Below are 16,226 nucleotides of genomic sequence, written 5' to 3' on the forward strand. Positions count from 1 at the left end.
AAAAACGGACACATGACGCGGGACATACCCGGACATATCACGTGGGACATCCCGCCCGAAAACACGAAAAATCCCGCGTCACAGGCGGACCTATGACGCGGGACATCACATGGCGGTGGCGGCGGGATTTGAACCCGCGGTAGCTATTAACTACACATCATTTCGAGTGATGCACCTTCGGCCGCTCGGACACGCCACCGCAGAATAGATTACACGGCACACCCCGAATTTACCTAATCAATGCGGAGCACATCACGTTAAAGCTTCGAGGCACCGCGTCAATGCTGAAATAACGCGGCCTAAGCACCGGACCAGTTTCGCGGTACCCGCCACCGCATATGCGCAACGCCGCCCCGTACGCTCACCCGCGGAAGAACTTCCGTAGCTGCGCGGAGGTCTCCTCTTCCAATATTCCCCCGATTACCTCGATGCGGTGATTGAGGCGCGGATCGCGCACCACGTCGCGCAGCGAGCCAGCCGCCCCCGCTTTCTCATCCCAGGCACCGAAGATAAGCCGCCGAATCCGGGCGCCGACCATGGCCCCGGCACACATTGTGCACGGTTCCAACGTGACGTAAATATCAGCGTCGTCCAAACGCCACCGCCCGAGCGCCGCACCGGCCGCGCGCAGCGCCATGATTTCCGCGTGCCCGGCCGGATCGTGTTCGCGTTCGCGGGTATTCCAGCCGCGCGCCACCACGGCGCCGTCCACCACCACGAGCGCACCGACCGGCACATCCCCGCCCACCGCGGCCCGCGCCGCGAGCTCCATCGCTTCGCGCATGAATAGCTTTTCCGCCGCGCGCATATCGCCCCGCTCGTCTCCCCGCATGGCTCCATTGTGTCACGAGCCTGAAAGCGCACCGTCTGTGTCACGAGCCTCAAGCTGAGCCGCCCGCGCGCGTCGCCCGCCGGGTACCGCTATCCTTAAAGCATGCACATCCTCGAAATTGACCACCCTCTGGTCGCGCATAAACTCTCTGTCCTCCGTGATGAAACCACTCCGTCGGCAATTTTCCGGCAGCTAACCGAGGAGCTTGTGACTCTCCTCGCGTATGAAGCCACCCGGAATGTGGCGGTGCATGAAGTAACGGTCACCACCCCGGTGGCCACCACAACCGGTGTGAAACTGGCCCGCCCGGCACCCATCGTCGTTCCGATTTTGCGGGCCGGCCTGGGCATGCTGGAAGGAATGACGAAACTCCTTCCCACCGCTGAAGTTGGTTTCCTCGGCCTGCGCCGCGATGAGGAAACTCTCGAGGCCGTGACTTACGCTAACCGCCTCCCGGATGATCTGACCGGGAGGCAGTGTTTTGTTCTTGACCCGATGCTGGCCACCGGCCACACCATCCACGAATCCATCAACTACCTCCTGGAACGCGGGGCGCGTGATGTTACCTGCGTGTGCCTGCTGGCCACTCCGCAGGGCCTGGAGGAAGTGAAATCGCATCTGCCCGCGGATGCGGATGTCAAGATCGTCGTTGCCTCCATTGATGAGGGTCTCAACGAGAAGGCCTACATCGTGCCGGGTCTGGGCGATGCCGGCGATCGCCTGTACGGCGTCGTCGACTAAAACTCCAGAACCACGCGGGTGAGCGCCGTTTACGCGGGTGAACAGTGCTCACCCGCTCCGGTTTTAAGAACGACGACGCCGCCTCCCGGCCCGCGCCCCACTTAGAGGAGGTCGCTGGCCAGGGTGCCGGCCGCTACCGCGAGAAGCAGCACGCCAAAGAGGATGGTGGCGATGCGATCGGGGATGCGCCGGCCGGCAGCTTCCCCGCCGACGCTTCCCAGCGCCGAACCTGCGGTGAAGAGGGCGACGACCACCCAGTCCACGCTGAGGCCGGCCGTGAATTGCGGGATGCGGCCGAGCCCGGCCACCACCATATTGATGGTCATGACGAGGAGTGATGTGGCACTGGCATACCGGGCGGGCATGCGCAGCAGCAAGATGAGGGCGGGAACCACTACGAAGCCGCCGCCCACCCCGAAGAAGCCGGAGAGCGCTCCCGCGCCGAAGGCACCCACAACGGTGATGAGGTAGGTGCGCCCGCGCAGGGTGGGGGCAGGCGGGTTTTCCGATGCGGTCGGTTTTCCCGGCACGTCCGAATTCTCCGGCGCGGTGCCCGAGCGTGATTCGCCGCTTGACCGCACCGCCCTCCAGAACATGCTCAGCGCCACCACCACAAGGAGCACGCTCAGCGACCACACGAGAATGCGCCCGGATACCGCGCCGGCTAAGAAAGCACCCGCCAGGGTTCCCGGGATGCCTACCAGGGCGAAGACGAGGCCGGTTCCCCAGCGCACGCGCCGGGCCAGCGCCGCGGAGATCATGCCAACAAGCGAGGTCACCCCTACGATAATGATGGATTCAGCAGAAGCTTGGTGTGCGCCATGCCCGAAAACGGTGAGGAGAATGGGGATGGTCAGGATCCCGCCACCAGCCCCGAGCAGGCCTACAACGAAACCGACAGCAATTCCAACTCCACAGGCAAGCACAGCGTCACTCTATCGCAGCGCCCTTAGTCGCGATTCGACCACCAGCGCCAGATGATGACAGCAATACCCACCGCTACCGCGGCGATTCCCACCCAGCGGATGATGGACACGGCCGTCGGATCCGCGGCGGGTGCGGCGAGGAGCTCGCCCGCCAGGGGCGCGTTGAGGGCCGGAGATGCGGTGAAGCCGGCAAGCTGCGGCGTCGTCGTTATGAGCAGATCCATAACGCAACTCTAACGTGACCATCGCCCGCGGGCCGCATCTCACGTAGAATCTCGAGGGTACAAACGGCGGCGATGCCGCAGGGCACGCACAGCAGCGAGGATACGAGAACTTATGGCTAAGAAGAACCGCAAGAAGGATTCGGCAACCCCGAAGAAGAAGCGCGCGATTATTCCTTTTGTTGAGCGGCCTTTTGAGGGGCTGGATGCCGAGGCGGAGCTGGTGGCGATGCGTGATCTGCTGCCGCTGGCAACCATGACCGTGACCCTCACGGAGGAATACGGCAGCGAAAAGGTTATTTTTGGCACGCTGCTGCCGAATATGGTTGGCGCGCTGCGGCGTACGGACGGCCAGCTCCTGGTAGCGATGCAGACGGTTATGAATTCCGGCGACGCTTCTTTGGATATTGCCACGCGTGTCCTCGCCGGTCTGGAGCTCAAGCCGGGCGAAAGCTACCCGGGCGGCACGCAGCCGGAGGCCGGCTCCCCGCGCTTGCAGGATATTGTGGCCTCGTTCTCCGAACTGGAACTGCAAGAAGATCCGGCTTTCTGGATGACGGAAGAGGAAGCCGCCACTCCCGAATCGCAGGCGGCCTTGCGTGATGCCCGCGCGGATATGGTGCCCGCGGAGCGCATCGCATCCGTAAACGGTGCTTATTGGTGCCGGATGTCGCGCGAGTTTTTGCGCTGGGTGCGCCCCGAGCCGCGCGATGCGGTGCTGGACGGTTTGGCACGCTTGCGCGTCTCCGGCGAGGAGCGTTGGGACGACGACGCCCGCTTCATCGGGGCGTTCCGCGCCTACGGATTGTCGGTCCCGGTGTGGGAATTGGCGCGCGGCACCGAAGCGGAGGAATTGGAAGAGCCGCTGGCGAAGTTCGCGGAGAAGCTGAGTGCGGCTATTGCTTCGACCGAGCCGCTCACCGCGGAAGAAAAGCGAGCGCGCTCCGGCCTGGTTTCCCGCCAGGTGACCTTGCGCTAAGCGGCGTGGGCGCACTCCGGCTGAGCTGCCTTGCGTTCAGCCGGCCTTCTTTAGTGAACTTCCACTAGTTTATAGAAACAGTAAGCAAAGCCCCCGCTTTTCCCTATACACTTATGGGGTGAGTAAAGTCGGTCAGGTCGCGGTGGTCGTGCCCGCGAAGGACGAGGAGCAGTACGTGGGGCGTACTGTGCGCGCAGCGTACGCGCTTCCGGGCGTGGACCTCGTGGTGGTGGTTGACGATGGGTCGGCTGACGAAACCCAAGCTATTGCCCGCGCGTCCGGGGCCACGGTGGTGCGCCATTCCGTGAATCGCGGAAAGGCGTCCGCGATGGAGACCGGGGCGAAGGTGGTCCGCATGCGTGATGTCGAGGGCCGCCCGCCTCGCCATTTACTTTTCCTTGACGCCGACCTGGGTGATTCGGCTATTGAGTGCGCTCCTCTTATCGCACCGGTTGTTGACGGCACGGTTGATTGTGCGATTGCTGCTTTACCTCCGCAGGAAGGTGCGGGCGGCCACGGTTTTGTGACTCGTTTGGGGCGCCGCGCAATTGAGCGCGCTACCGGCTGGTCTCCGCTTCAGCCGTTATCCGGGCAGCGCTGTATGACGGCGGCGGCTTTTGATGCGGCCCGTCCCCTGGCGAAGGGTTGGGGCGTTGAGGTGGGGATGACCATCGATATGCTGGTGGCTGGCCTGACTCTCCAGGAGATTCCGTGCAATATTCGCCATCGTGCCACCGGGAATGATGTGGCTGGGACGTTGCATCGGGCCGGGCAGTACCGTGACGTTTTCCGGGCGGTGTGGTCACGCCGCTTCCACGGTGTTAAGGTGCCCGCGGAGTCTCGCGCTTCGGTCGGTTCCAGCGGCGCCGAGCATTTTGCTCCTTATCGCGCGCTGGTGTTGGAGCATTCCTGAGAGCTCTTCTCTCCGTCCTCCGCAATATAAATCTCGCGATTTTTCTTTCCGGCTGGCTGTTATCTGCCAGCCGGTTTTTCTTGTGGTTTTTGGATGGCATGCGTGCTTGCGCGTTCCTCTAAGGAACTTTCGCCGGCCCGCATGAGCCCGAGGGCAAAGGTGGGGGCGAGTAGCGCGACCCCGACTCCGAGAATGACCAGACCGGAGTCGTTAATAAGGGAGGCGTAGCCGAGGGCGAGGAAGCCCGCGGCAGCCGCAGCGGCCAGGCGCGGATGGGCCGCAATGCGCGCGTGTACCTGCGCGGTTGCTGGCCGGGCCCGCAGATCCCAGCGCCCCGAGGTCACGAGCCACACCACCACACATACTCCCGCGAGAAGGGTTGCGCCTAGCGCGCCGGCCACCAGGGGCGGCAGGCCGAAGAATGCTTGGGATAGTTTTCGGGCGACGACGGCGCCCGCCCCGCCGTGTTCCACCCTGCCTACGAAGTTGCCCAGGTGGGTGGTGGATCCCACCGCGCGGTCAAGCATAGCCAGGCCGGCCGAAACAGCCACCCCAGCTATGGCCGCGAGCGCGGTATGCCACCAGGTCCAGCGTTTTCCCCAGGTGTGCCAGGTGAGGTAGGCGAAGCCGAGGGTGAGGGCCGGTGGCCCGCCGGCATCGGCACCGAAAACGGGAAGCCCATCCAGGGCGATGGCGCACGCACCCACCGCGAGTACAGCGAAGCCAGCTATACGGGCGGCCCGGGTATTGGGGGCGGCCAAGCCACCGGCGCCACGTACCCGTGCAGCGAGGGCGGCGGCTGCGGCAAGCGCGCCGACAGCGAAGATGGCGAAGACCGAGTTATTGAAACCGAAGAACCGCCCGGCAACGGTGGGGAGGGATCCCATAACCGAGGTGTTGGCGAGGGAGTATCCCCCACCAAAGGTGCTGACGAGTACGTCCGCCGCGATTACGGCGGCGCTGAGTGTCCCCAGCCGTGCCAGCGGAGCGGCGATCCAGCGCTCCCCTGCAGGGGTACGGCGGCGCGGCCCGGCTAGCGCCCAGGTGGCGAGGAGCGCAGCGAGGACAGCTAGGCTGCTCCACCACCCGAGTAGCGGGCGGGAGAAGGTCCACCACGGAATAATTCCGATGAGGAGCGCACTGACCGGCAAGGCTGCGAGCCAAGCCAGGAGTTGGGCGAAACCGGTGGGGCGGGCACGGCGGGCTGCGGCCCGGGTAGGGTGCGCAGGTGCGGTAGCAGCCTGCGAAACTGAGGTCCCGGCAGAACTTCCAGCAGCCGCTGCCACCGTTGCGGGTGGGAAGCGGGAAAAGCGGACCAGGTGGGCGGCAATGATGCCGAAGCAGACCAGCCCGAGGCCGGCGAGGAGGAGGTAGAACTGCGGGCTCAACTGTGCAGTGAGATCTGCGCGCAGTGCTTGCCCGTGTAGGGTGGCATTGGCCGTGGCCAGCGTGGTTTTCCCTCCGTTATCTACCGTGAGCGGCACGGGGGCACCGGTATGCCAGGCGAGCACGCTGGGCGCCAGGTCAATGAGCTGAACGAGGCCAGTGGTGCGGGTAGTTGTGGAGCGAGCGAACGCCGTTGTTTCGCCCGGCTCCAGCAGTGCGAAGAAGCCAAGTTCGGCCCGCTCGGCACGGTCGGCCACAGTGGTGATGATGATGCGGGCCTGCGGTTGGTGGGCGGTAACGAGCGCGATGATTTCCCCGAGGCGTTCATCGAGCCCGGCCAGGCTCCCGGCGGGGGCATTCTTCGCATTAGCGCTTCCCGTATCAGAGGTTCCCGAATCGGCGTTCGCTACATCAATGCCTCCCGCATCAATGACGGTGAGGTCCCGCCCGGCGAGCACCGATCCATCCGCTAGGGCATCCGCGAGATCACGGTAGGCGATGCGCGATTCCTCCTGACGGTTGAGGGCGAGGGCAGCGCCCGGCCCCACCGCGAGCACCCGCTCCGGAGCCGCGGCCTGCGCGAGCGCACCCATCACCACGGGGTAGTGGTCGGCACTACTTTCTTCACTTATCCGCTCCGCATCGCGCACCGCACCATCCTGGGTCACCAGGGATTCCGGCGCCACACAGCTGCTGCCAGCAGGGGTGACAGCCGCACGGGCACCGGCCCCAAGGCTCACCCAGCCATCCGCCGCGCAGGTGGTAGGCGCGGCCGTGCGCACGGAAATATTGGCGAGGGCCGCGCCATAGCCCGAACCTGCCAACGCCGCGCTGAGCCGCGGGGTACTTTCCTCACCGACATCTGCCCAGCGCAGCCCGGCCACCCCGATCATCACCGTGGGGCGCGCTTGATCCGGCGCTGCCTGAGCGACTGTTGGCACGCTTAAAATGGCCCCGAAAGCCACCGTTGCAACAGCAAGCACAGCAGCCCAGAGCCCGGCCAGCCGCATCACGCGCTTGCCGGGGCTATCACCGTGAGAATTCCGCATGGGAACAGCCTACTCGGGGCTTACGACACTTTCGGACGCCCCGAACGCCCCACTCCGGGGCGGGATACAATAACCAGGCGACAGCGCGGGCAGGTGCACCGCCGCCCAGCTGCGCCGTCGTACTATTTCTCCACGCACGAAAGGACACCATGCAATCCTCGCCCGCTACCGAACCGGTCCGCTATTCTTTCCTCGGCCCGCGCGGCACGTTTTGCTTTGCCGCTTTGCAGCAGGTAGCCAGCGAGGACACCGCCACCTTCGTACCCGCCGTGGACGTTCCCTCAGCGCTGCGGATGGTGCGCGCCGGGCAAACCGACGCCGCCGTGGTGCCCATCGAAAATTCGGTGGAGGGCGGAGTTAATGCCACTCTCGATTCGCTCACCGCCGGGTCGCCGCTGGAAATTCGCGGGGAAATGCTGGTTCCTATCGCATTCTCGCTGGCGGTGCGGCCCGGCACGCGCGCCGCGGATATTCGCCGGGTCGCCACCCATCCGCATGCCTGGGCACAGTGCCGCACCTGGATCGCCGAGCACCTGACAGACGCCGTGCATGTGCCGGCTACCTCCACCGCCGCCGCCGCGCGCGAACTGGCCGAGAACCCGGATGCAGATTTTGATGCCGCGATTTGCGCGGTACCCACCACCGGCGTGTACGGGCTCGTCTCGCTGTCCGATGAAATCGCCGATAACCGCAATGCCGTCACGCGCTTCATTAAAGTGAGTAAGCCCGGGGAGATTCCCCCGGCGACGGGTTCGGATAAAACAACGCTCATGGTGCGGCTGGCCTCGGAAAAGCCCGGCGCGCTGCTGGAAATGCTGCAACAATTCGCCGCGGTCGGTGTCAATTTATCGCGGATTGAATCGCGTCCGGCCGGCGATCAGCTGGGTCGCTACGCCTTCTCACTGGATGCCGAAGGCCATATTCACGACGAGCGGGTGCAGGCCGCGCTGGTCGGACTGCATCGCATCTGCCCGGAGGTGACCTTCCTGGGTAGCTACGCGCGCGCGGACGGCCACGCCACTCGCCTGCACGCCGGGACTTCCGACGAAGATTTCGGTGCCGCACGCACCTGGGTCGCCTCGCTGCTCAGCCGGGTAACGCGCTAGGGGTCCGGTACACGGTACGGTCTTCATCAAGAATCATCGAGTCGCCCATGGATCAGCTGCGAACACCGCTCACGTTGAGAGCACTGCTTACCGAGCGGCTGTATGCGGCGTTTACGGACGCGTGGGCGGAGCTGCGCGGGGGCTCGCTCAGCGGTGAATCACTGCCCGGTACTTCCCCCGGCCCGGTGCTCGGCGACTCTCTGACCGGCCCGGACGCACTGCGAGTGCGGGATCTTTCCTGGCCGGAACGCGAGAGCACCGTTCTCCACCTCAGCGGCCCCGGGTTGTCCTGGATTCTCAAAACTGCCGGGAACACTGCTTACAGCGTGGGGCGCGAAGCCCGCGCACGCGCGTGGACCGGCCCTTTGGAGGCGCGCGGAACCGTGGCTCGCTTGCTCTGGTACGACGACGCAGTCCCGCTCGCCCTCCTCAACTATCTACCCGGATGCGATGTTCTGGGCAGCCCGTGGGAATTATCCTCGCGGGTGCATCACCAGGCAGGCGCCGCCCTCGCGCTCCTCCACCGGGCGGGGGCGCGCCTAGATCACGGCTTCGCCAAGGGCGCCCTCACCCGCACCCGGGCGCGGATCACGGAGATTCGCACGCTCGCTCCGGAAGACGCACTGCCCGCTGCTGTGGATGAGAAGCTCGCCGAAGCGGAGGATTTTCTGGCGAGTTACCGGCCGGGCAGCGTCGTCGTACATCCCACGCACGGGGATTGGCAGGCCCGCAATTGGTTGTGGGATGAGCCCGCCGGCCAGCTGCGGATCATTGATTTTGGGCGCTTCGGGTGGCGGCCGGCCGCCGCGGACTTCCTCGAGCTGCACGATCTCTGGCACACACATCCGGAACTGGACGAGGCCGCGGCACGCGGCTATCGGGAAGCCGGAGGAGACTGGCCCGCGGGGAGCGAAGTTGGCAGCGGCGAGCGCGGGAATGGCGGTGCGGGTGATACCGAGCAGCTTTTAAGAGTGGCGCGCGCCGTCGGCCATATGTGGCATCGCACCACAACGGCCCGCCGGATCGCGAGCGCGCCCGCCGCGCGCTAAGCTGGATCCATGCTTGATATGCGTTCTGTTCGCGAGAATCCGGAAGCTATCCGTGAGTCCCAGCGCCGCCGCGGGAATGATCCCGCCACCGTCGATGCCCTGCTCGCCGCCGACGATGCGCGCCGCACCACCCTGCAAGAGTTCGAAGCCGCCCGGGCCGAACAAAAAGAGGTGTCGCGATCCGTGGGGAAGGCATCCCCGGAGGAGCGCCCCGCCGTGCTCGCCCACGCCAAAGAGCTGGCTGAAAAGGTCAAGGCGCTGGATGCGGCCGCGGCGGAAGCTGAAGAAACCTACCTGGCCGCCAATCGCGCGATTGAAAACCCGGTGCTCGCCGGGGTGCCCGCGGGCGGGGAAGATGATTACGAGGTGCTGGAAGTCATCGGCACCCCGCGCGATTTTGAGGCGGAGGGCTTCACCCCCAAGGATCACCTCGATATTGCGGAGGGCCTGGGGGCCTTGGATATGGATCGCGGCGCGAAGGTCTCCGGATCGCGCTTCTACTACCTCAAGGGAGTGGGCGCGCACCTGGAAATGGCGATGTTCCGCATGGCCATCGATCAGGCTGCCGAACACGGCTTCACGCTCATGACCACGCCCACGATTGTGAACCCGGATATTATGTCCGGCACCGGGTTCCTCGGGGAACATTCCGATGAGATTTACTACCTGGGTGCCGATGACCAGTACCTGGTGGGCACCTCGGAAGTGCCGCTGGCTGGCTACCACAAGGATGAGATTTTGGACTTGGGCGGTAAGCCGCGGCGCTACTGCGGGTATTCGGCCTGCTACCGGCGTGAGGCCGGCTCCTACGGGAAGGACACCCGCGGGATTATTCGCGTGCACCAATTCAATAAGGTGGAAATGTTCTCCTACTGCCCGGTGGAGCAATCCGAGGAAGAACACCGCGCGCTGCTCGCGATGGAACGCGAAATGATCGGGAAGATGGAACTTCCCTACCGCATTATTAATGTGGCGGCCGGCGATCTGGGTTCTTCCGCGGCACAGAAATTCGATTGCGAGGCGTGGCTGCCCACCCAGCACCGCTATATGGAAGTCACCTCAACCTCCAATTGCACCACTTACCAGGCGCGGCGGCTCAATGTGCGCGAGCGCGTGGACGGGAAAACCCGCGCGGTGGCCACCCTCAACGGAACCCTGGCCACTACCCGCTGGCTGGTGGCGCTTTTCGAGAACCACCAGCAGAAGGACGGCTCGCTGTACGTCCCCGAGGCGCTGCGGCCCTACCTGGGCGCCGGCCTGGCCGGACGCGAATTCATCGAGCCGGTGAACTAGGCTCCCTGAACGGAGTAACCACCAGCGTAACGAAGGCGGCGATGTGAAAATCCAGGAGGAATCGACGGCGGCGCGCTTGCGAGCCGCTTTCGATGCCGCCGGGACCCCGCCGGCTGGGCCGGAGCTCATGGTCTGCCTGGACTTGGACGGCACCACGCTCCGCCCGGACGGAATCATCGCCGAACGGGTGGACGCCGCTTTCCAGGAGCACCTGCGCCGGGGAACCCACCTGGTGGTGGCTACCGGGCGCGGGCGCGAATCCGCCATTCCCGTGCTCGATATGCTGCGGGTGAGCGAAACCATTATGGTGTGCTCGAACGGCAACGAAACGGTGCTGCTCGGTAACGCACAGCTTCCCGGGGTGGAGGTGCGCACGGTCCGCTCCATGACGGATCGCGGGGACGTGGTGCCGGTGCGCCTCGCCCACCTTTTCACCATGGAGGAAGCCGACCTGGCCCGGGCCCTCGATGCCATGCGCCGCGAATTCCCGGGCGCCTATTTCGCGGTGGAACCGGTGGAAGGCCCGCGGCGGGTAGCGCACGGGTACGCCACCGAACGCCTGGAACCCAATGCCATCTGGGTGAAATTCAAAGACCTCGTGGTCCCGGACGCCCTCCGCCTCATTATGGTGGTCCCCCGCATGGAAGCCGCCGAGCTCATGGCGCGCCTTTCCCGCCTCGATATGCCCGGGGTGGATTGGGCGGCGTCATCTTCTTCCGGCTCAGGCTGGGTGGATGCCGGACGGGCCGGGATCTCCAAGGCCAGCGCACTTGAAGTACTCCGCCGCGATTTCGGAATCGCGCGCGGGGGAACGGTGGCCGTGGGCGATGGCGGGAACGACATCCAGATGCTCGAGTGGGCCGGCGTGGGGGTCGCGATGGGGCAGGCGCTCGATTACGTTCGTGCGCACGCGCGGGCCGTGACCGATCCGGTATGGGACGACGGCGTAGCCACCCTCCTCGAGGTGCTGCTGGCGCGGTAGGGGCGCTGCGCGTGGGAGGTGCCGGTATGCGGACGGCACCTGAGGCTGCAGCCCCTGCCCTCACGCGCCTCTACGCGGGCGAATAATCACCCTACGGAACAAATATTTAGTCACTTTCATCGCTTCGAGCCGTGCCGCAATAGGGCGATCAGGGCGATACGAATACGCCTCAACCTCGCCGGTCTGTTTGTTCACAAGATACACCGGCTTCCCTTTGGGGACAGGGTTCGTGAAGACAATCGGGGCGTAATACTCGACGTCTTCCCCCCACCCGCGAGAATAAACTTTCCTGTCCGGATGCTTGTTATGCAAAACTTCCGCCACGATCCGCTCAGCTTCTTTTCCTGTAATCACCGCTCTCCCCCTCCTGCACAAGGTACGTAGCCCACACCGGCCCCGGCTCGCAATAATCCCACCGTAACGCCGGGATAGCACCGAGAACCTTATTATTATGATAACTGCTGATAAGTGCCGGAGCCCACAAAAGGGAAGTTAGGGGAAGTTAGCTAGCGAAATCCTCATTCTCGGCGTCAGGGGGATTTGAGGGGCCCGCAAAGACGAACCAATCAATTCAATATCTTCGATAAGGACACGCGAGGAAACATAATCTAACCGGTACGTATTTAGGCATTACCGTTATCGCAATGAAGCCCCAGAAATACTGGCATTATCTTGATAATCGTATGCGCCTGGCGTACAATGAACCTACGACGAGTCCACCTCGGAAGCGTTGTCGCCGGGTCCTCACCGAGGGCCCGAGCTTTTTATGGAAGCCATTTTCTGCTTGTTTTTATATTTTCTAGTAGCGGCTTATAGGCACGTGCACACGCGCGCTGAGTTTCTTTCGAGGAGCTACCACCCTCTACCAGGCGACGGTGAAGATACGCTACGATATCAGCGCTTTGGATTCCAAAATGTTGCCGAGAATCTACAAACTCCATCGGACCTTCAATACACATGAGTTGCCGCCGCCGATATCCCGGATTCGTTACAGAGCAGTAATAATCCATGCGTTGCGCGTAAGTATCAGAATCCGGCACGCTATCAGCGATCACTCGACAGGTATCCCCAGCATTGCTAAGAAACAAGTTAACGCTTTCCAAGAGGTTCCGAAGGCATACTTCATACGGCGCATCTGGGTATTTGTAACGCGAATTGAGACGCCTTGTATCTACTCCCTCAATGAAAATAGCGGCTCCAGACCGCGATATTTCGGTTGTTAACCGTTTCAAGAGTGCAATTGCCGAACCGAAATTCCTTTTCAGAGCAGTCCAATCGTCGCGCCCCGTCATAATGGAATGGCCGTGAAATTCAGGTATATGCGGCAAATTATTGACGCTCTGGTAGTAACTAGCACGGGCAGCAAACCGCCGATTCAGATCAGCCAACTGCTCGTCCGTAGCAAGCACACCTGCGATGTAAAAATGTCCCTCGCCATAGGACTCATCAATAAAAAGCGTGTGTTTCACTACTATTCCCTCTTCGGATTAGTCTGGGCGCTGGCTCCCCGAGCGATACAAGTTACAACACAAGCACGATGGCCACGACGCCACAGGCGGACCTATGGCACGCGCCATCACAGAGCGGAGACGGAGGGATTCGAACCCTCGAGCCGCTATTGCGACTAACACCTTAGCAGGGTGCCACTTTCGGCCACTCAGTCACGTCTCCATGCTCACCGGGAAAGCCTGAGCTCACCCGTGCAAGCCTTACTAGCGTACACGCTCAGCGGGGCGTGGTGCCAGTTTTTTCGCGGCGGAATTGGTCACGCGGCGCCGCGCCGCATTGCGTGGCGGCGGGCCGGCGCTATTACCGCCAGGCCGGCGCTGCGGCGTCGTACCACACGCGCCGCCGCGGGCCGCACCACCGCGAGCGCGCAAGCACGCTAGAAATCCCAGTCGTCGTCGGTAGTATCTTCCACTTCGCCGATAACGTAGGAGGAGCCGGAACCGGAGAAGAAATCGTGGTTCTCGTCCGCGTTCGGGGAGAGCGCCGCCAGGATCGCCGGATTGACGGCCGTCTGGTCCGGGTTGAAAAGCGCTTCGTAACCGAGGTTCATGAGCGCCTTATTGGCGTTGTAGCGCAGGAATGCCTTGACGTCCTCCGTCAGGCCCATCTCATCGTAGAGGCTGGCGGTGTATTCTTCCTCGTTCTCGTAGAGGTCTTGGAGTAGCTCAAAGGTGTATTCCTTGAGTTCGGCCTTGCGTTCCTTGCTGGCCTTCTCCACCGCGCGCTGGTATTTGTAGCCGATGTAGTAGCCGTGCACGGCTTCGTCGCGAATAATGAGGCGGATGAGGTCCGCGGTATTGGTGAGCTTGGCGTGCGCGGACCAGTACATGGGCGCGTAGAAACCGGAGTAGAAGAGGAAGGATTCCAGCATCGTGGAGGCGACCTTGCGCTTTTCCGGATCATCCCCGCGGTAGTAATCCAGCACGATCTGCGCCTTCTTCTGGAGGAATTCGTTATTTTCCGACCACTCGAAAGTTTCGTCGATCTCATCGGTGGAAATGAGCGTGGAGAAAATCGAGGAATACGACTTCGCGTGCACGGATTCCATGAAAGCGATATTGGTATACACCGCTTCTTCGTGCGGGGTGACCGCGTCCGGGATGAGCGAAACCGCACCCACGGTGCCCTGAATGGTATCGAGCAAGGTCAGGCCGGTGAACACCCGGGTGGTCATGAGCTGTTCATGCGGCTTGAGAGTATTCCACGACTGAATATCGTTGGACAGCGGCACCTTTTCGGGCAGCCAGAAATTCCCCGTGAGGCGGTCCCACACTTCGAGGTCCTTTTCGTCCTCGATGCGGTTCCAGTTAATGGCTTGCACAGAACTGACAAGTTTCAACTTCGGGGGGATCACAGTAGCTCCTCGTTAGCGCAGGTGATGCGGGATAGATAACGGTTAAGAACGACGACGCCGCTCGCGCCGCCACACCCCGCCCATTCTAGACGGTTGAATCGGTAAGCGGTGCGAGCCAGGTCATGAGGTGCGCGGCTTGGGCTGGATACCTTGCTGGGAGATATCCGCATACTGCGTCGTCGTGCCATCGATATTGGTGACGGTGAGGGTGTCATCGGCGATGCTCATCTTGGTCACGTTGGTGAATTCGAGGGGAAGATGCGGGTTGAGGTGCTCGGGGTGGCGCAAGCCGAAAAGCCCCGGGTCGTGCCAGAGGCTGAGGGCGCCGTCACGGTCGAGGGTGAGAATATCAGCCATGCCCGAGCCGTCCAGGTCCCCGGCCGCGAGAGTGCGGAGGTTACGTAAACGGCGGTCACGCCCGCCGAGGATCCGCACAGAACGGAAACTACGCGCGGCATCCACCTGGGCGAGGTCGCCGGTTTCTTCCTCGGCCCGCGGCAGAGTTTCTTCCCCGCTGCCGGCATCTAGGTAGAGCGCGACCGCCCCGGAGGACCACACGGTGAAGGCATCCGCACGGTCGGGCTGACCGCCCAGGTAACCGAGGACTTCGTGGGCCGGGTTACCCGGTTCAAGGGTGGCATCCCCCAGGGTGATGCGGGCTTCTTCCAGCAGGTCAGCGATGAGGTTATCCATGGGCACGCCCACGGATTCGTCATCGGTATAGCCGCCGCCGTCCTGCGCCCCGCCCGTAATTGCCACGATGGCCCATTCCCCGCTCTCGTTCTGCTGGAGCCAGGGCCCGCCGGATACCCCGGTGGGCATCCCAGCGCATTCAATATGGAAGTAGTCCACGCCGTTTTCCGTGAAGGTTTCGGTGGAGTTACGGCAGTGGCGCGGGTAGGCGGAGGTGTAGTTATCGGCCTCGAAAGATTCAGCCACCGGGTAGCCGATCACCTCAATATCTGGTTGCTCCGGGCTCACATTGGCAATGGGCAGCCCGCCCGTCACATCTTCGAGGAGGTTGCCGAAGCGGTCCGGGTCCGCGGTAAGGACGGCGGCGTCGTACCGATCCGCATCCTCATCATCGCTGTAATACGCGTCGTTGATGACCACGGCGTCCGGGTCGATGCGCCAAATACCGTGGGGGATATAGGCGGTACCGGCAATAATGGCGAATTGCGGTACGAAAACGGTAGCGGCGTAGGCATCTCCGGGCCAGCAGTGCGCGGCGGAAAGAATCTGGGAACGCCCCGGGGTATCGAGGACCACGCCGGTGCAGCCGCGGATCACCTGGGTTGTACCGGGAACCACGTGAAAGAAGGTCCCCACCTGCGGGATTCCCGGGAAGTTGTAGCCCGCCCCGGGTAGGCCCTCCCCCAGCCCAACATCGCTGACTTTCGGGTCCTCGTTGAGGGCGGCGTTGAGAGAATCGGGGAGCCCGGCACCGCGGTGGTAGGCGGCAGCCAGGACCCGGCCGTCCACAATGCCAGAGTCGTCAAATTCGGCGTCGAGATCGCGGTAGGTGGCGTCGTCGTCCCAGACGATAGCAACGCCGTCGTCGCCAAAATTATCGTAGGTGACCGGGCGGGGAATCGGAGCGGCGAGTACCGGGGCTTTGAGCAGCGCGCAGCCGCCCAGCGCTCCTGCTACCAGAACCAGCGCGAGTAGGGTGCCGAGAAGCACCACCAAAGTGCCCGCGTGACGATACCGATTCCTCACCTGCTCCGCCTTCTTTCTCCGCGGGGTGCCTCCGCGGAAGTGGCACCTATCCTACCGCGCCGGTCCGGAAGCGCCGCGCCCGGTTCGCCTGCCGCACCCCGCCCCCAAAGAAGCTGGAACCCAAAGAACCCGGAACCCAAACTTTCCTCATCCCCGGATGCGTCTTA

At 63.3% G+C, this 16,226-nt stretch carries 15 protein-coding genes and 2 tRNA genes; 7 read left to right on the plus strand and 10 right to left on the minus strand.

Annotated elements, in window-relative coordinates; genetic code table 11:
* Window positions 1–110: 110 nt before the first annotated feature.
* Together PWJ82_RS05945 and tadA are read right to left on the minus strand one after the other, a co-directional pair.
* Window positions 111–199: transfer RNA gene (locus PWJ82_RS05945), tRNA-Ser, on the minus strand.
* 162 nt (window positions 200–361) lie between these two features.
* Window positions 362–832, minus strand: a complete 471-nt coding sequence (tadA, locus tag PWJ82_RS05950) for a tRNA adenosine(34) deaminase TadA (protein WP_274735806.1) — start codon at window positions 830–832, stop codon at window positions 362–364.
* A 102-nt stretch (window positions 833–934) separates the two neighbouring features.
* Here tadA and upp point away from each other — a divergent pair, with 102 nt between their 5' ends.
* Complete coding sequence (upp, locus tag PWJ82_RS05955) at window positions 935–1,573, plus strand: uracil phosphoribosyltransferase (protein WP_016442150.1); 639 nt, start codon at window positions 935–937, stop codon at window positions 1,571–1,573.
* Between the two features lie 101 nt (window positions 1,574–1,674).
* Here upp and PWJ82_RS05960 read toward each other — a convergent pair whose 3' ends face one another.
* Window positions 1,675–2,499 carry a sulfite exporter TauE/SafE family protein gene (locus PWJ82_RS05960; RefSeq protein WP_274735807.1) on the minus strand — a complete coding sequence of 275 codons (825 nt, stop codon included), beginning with the start codon at window positions 2,497–2,499 and terminating at the stop codon, window positions 1,675–1,677.
* Between the two features lie 23 nt (window positions 2,500–2,522).
* Window positions 2,523–2,723 carry a hypothetical protein gene (locus PWJ82_RS05965; RefSeq protein ID WP_274735808.1) on the minus strand — a complete coding sequence of 67 codons (201 nt, stop codon included), beginning with the start codon at window positions 2,721–2,723 and terminating at the stop codon, window positions 2,523–2,525.
* A 112-nt stretch (window positions 2,724–2,835) separates the two neighbouring features.
* On the opposite strand from PWJ82_RS05965, the gene PWJ82_RS05970 reads away from it, so the two are divergent.
* Both PWJ82_RS05970 and PWJ82_RS05975 read left to right on the plus strand, forming a co-directional pair.
* Window positions 2,836–3,699: a DUF5926 family protein gene (locus PWJ82_RS05970; RefSeq protein WP_274735810.1), complete on the plus strand. Its 864-nt coding sequence runs from the start codon at window positions 2,836–2,838 to the stop codon at window positions 3,697–3,699.
* A 118-nt stretch (window positions 3,700–3,817) separates the two neighbouring features.
* On the plus strand, window positions 3,818–4,612 hold the full coding sequence (locus PWJ82_RS05975) for a glycosyltransferase (RefSeq protein ID WP_274735811.1): 795 nt from the start codon (window positions 3,818–3,820) through the stop codon (window positions 4,610–4,612).
* A gap of 59 nt (window positions 4,613–4,671) precedes the next feature.
* Here the strand turns inward: PWJ82_RS05975 and PWJ82_RS05980 are convergent, their stop codons facing one another.
* Entirely contained in the window at window positions 4,672–7,047 is a 2,376-nt protein-coding gene (locus tag PWJ82_RS05980) for a hypothetical protein (protein ID WP_274735813.1), read from the minus strand.
* A gap of 149 nt (window positions 7,048–7,196) precedes the next feature.
* On the opposite strand from PWJ82_RS05980, the gene pheA reads away from it, so the two are divergent.
* From pheA to PWJ82_RS06000, 4 genes are read left to right on the plus strand one after another with little or no spacing between them, the layout of a single operon-like run.
* On the plus strand, window positions 7,197–8,153 hold the full coding sequence (gene pheA, locus PWJ82_RS05985) for a prephenate dehydratase (RefSeq protein WP_274735814.1): 957 nt from the start codon (window positions 7,197–7,199) through the stop codon (window positions 8,151–8,153).
* Between the two features lie 47 nt (window positions 8,154–8,200).
* Window positions 8,201–9,202 carry an aminoglycoside phosphotransferase family protein gene (locus PWJ82_RS05990; RefSeq protein WP_274735815.1) on the plus strand — a complete coding sequence of 334 codons (1,002 nt, stop codon included), beginning with the start codon at window positions 8,201–8,203 and terminating at the stop codon, window positions 9,200–9,202.
* 9 nt (window positions 9,203–9,211) lie between these two features.
* Window positions 9,212–10,495 carry a serine--tRNA ligase gene (serS, locus tag PWJ82_RS05995; protein ID WP_039898218.1) on the plus strand — a complete coding sequence of 428 codons (1,284 nt, stop codon included), beginning with the start codon at window positions 9,212–9,214 and terminating at the stop codon, window positions 10,493–10,495.
* A 43-nt stretch (window positions 10,496–10,538) separates the two neighbouring features.
* Window positions 10,539–11,477 carry an HAD family hydrolase gene (locus PWJ82_RS06000; protein ID WP_016442141.1) on the plus strand — a complete coding sequence of 313 codons (939 nt, stop codon included), beginning with the start codon at window positions 10,539–10,541 and terminating at the stop codon, window positions 11,475–11,477.
* A 60-nt stretch (window positions 11,478–11,537) separates the two neighbouring features.
* Here PWJ82_RS06000 and PWJ82_RS06005 read toward each other — a convergent pair whose 3' ends face one another.
* The 5 genes from PWJ82_RS06005 to PWJ82_RS06025 form a co-directional block, all read right to left on the minus strand.
* On the minus strand, window positions 11,538–11,831 hold the full coding sequence (locus PWJ82_RS06005) for a hypothetical protein (RefSeq protein WP_274735817.1): 294 nt from the start codon (window positions 11,829–11,831) through the stop codon (window positions 11,538–11,540).
* Between the two features lie 410 nt (window positions 11,832–12,241).
* Window positions 12,242–12,946, minus strand: coding sequence for a DUF3800 domain-containing protein (locus PWJ82_RS06010; RefSeq protein WP_274735818.1), 705 nt, complete (start codon window positions 12,944–12,946; stop codon window positions 12,242–12,244).
* A 115-nt stretch (window positions 12,947–13,061) separates the two neighbouring features.
* Window positions 13,062–13,148 (minus strand) — tRNA-Ser (locus tag PWJ82_RS06015).
* Window positions 13,149–13,362: 214 nt separating this feature from the next.
* A complete protein-coding gene (gene nrdF, locus PWJ82_RS06020) occupies window positions 13,363–14,340 on the minus strand; it encodes a class 1b ribonucleoside-diphosphate reductase subunit beta (protein ID WP_016442136.1) in 978 nt (325 codons plus the stop codon).
* 120 nt (window positions 14,341–14,460) lie between these two features.
* A complete protein-coding gene (locus tag PWJ82_RS06025) occupies window positions 14,461–16,059 on the minus strand; it encodes a trypsin-like serine peptidase (RefSeq protein WP_274735819.1) in 1,599 nt (532 codons plus the stop codon).
* Between the last annotated feature and the right edge of the window lie 167 nt (window positions 16,060–16,226).

The sequence above is a fragment of the Actinotignum schaalii genome (assembly GCF_028864145.1).
In the GTDB taxonomy this organism is placed as follows: domain Bacteria; phylum Actinomycetota; class Actinomycetes; order Actinomycetales; family Actinomycetaceae; genus Actinotignum; species Actinotignum schaalii_B.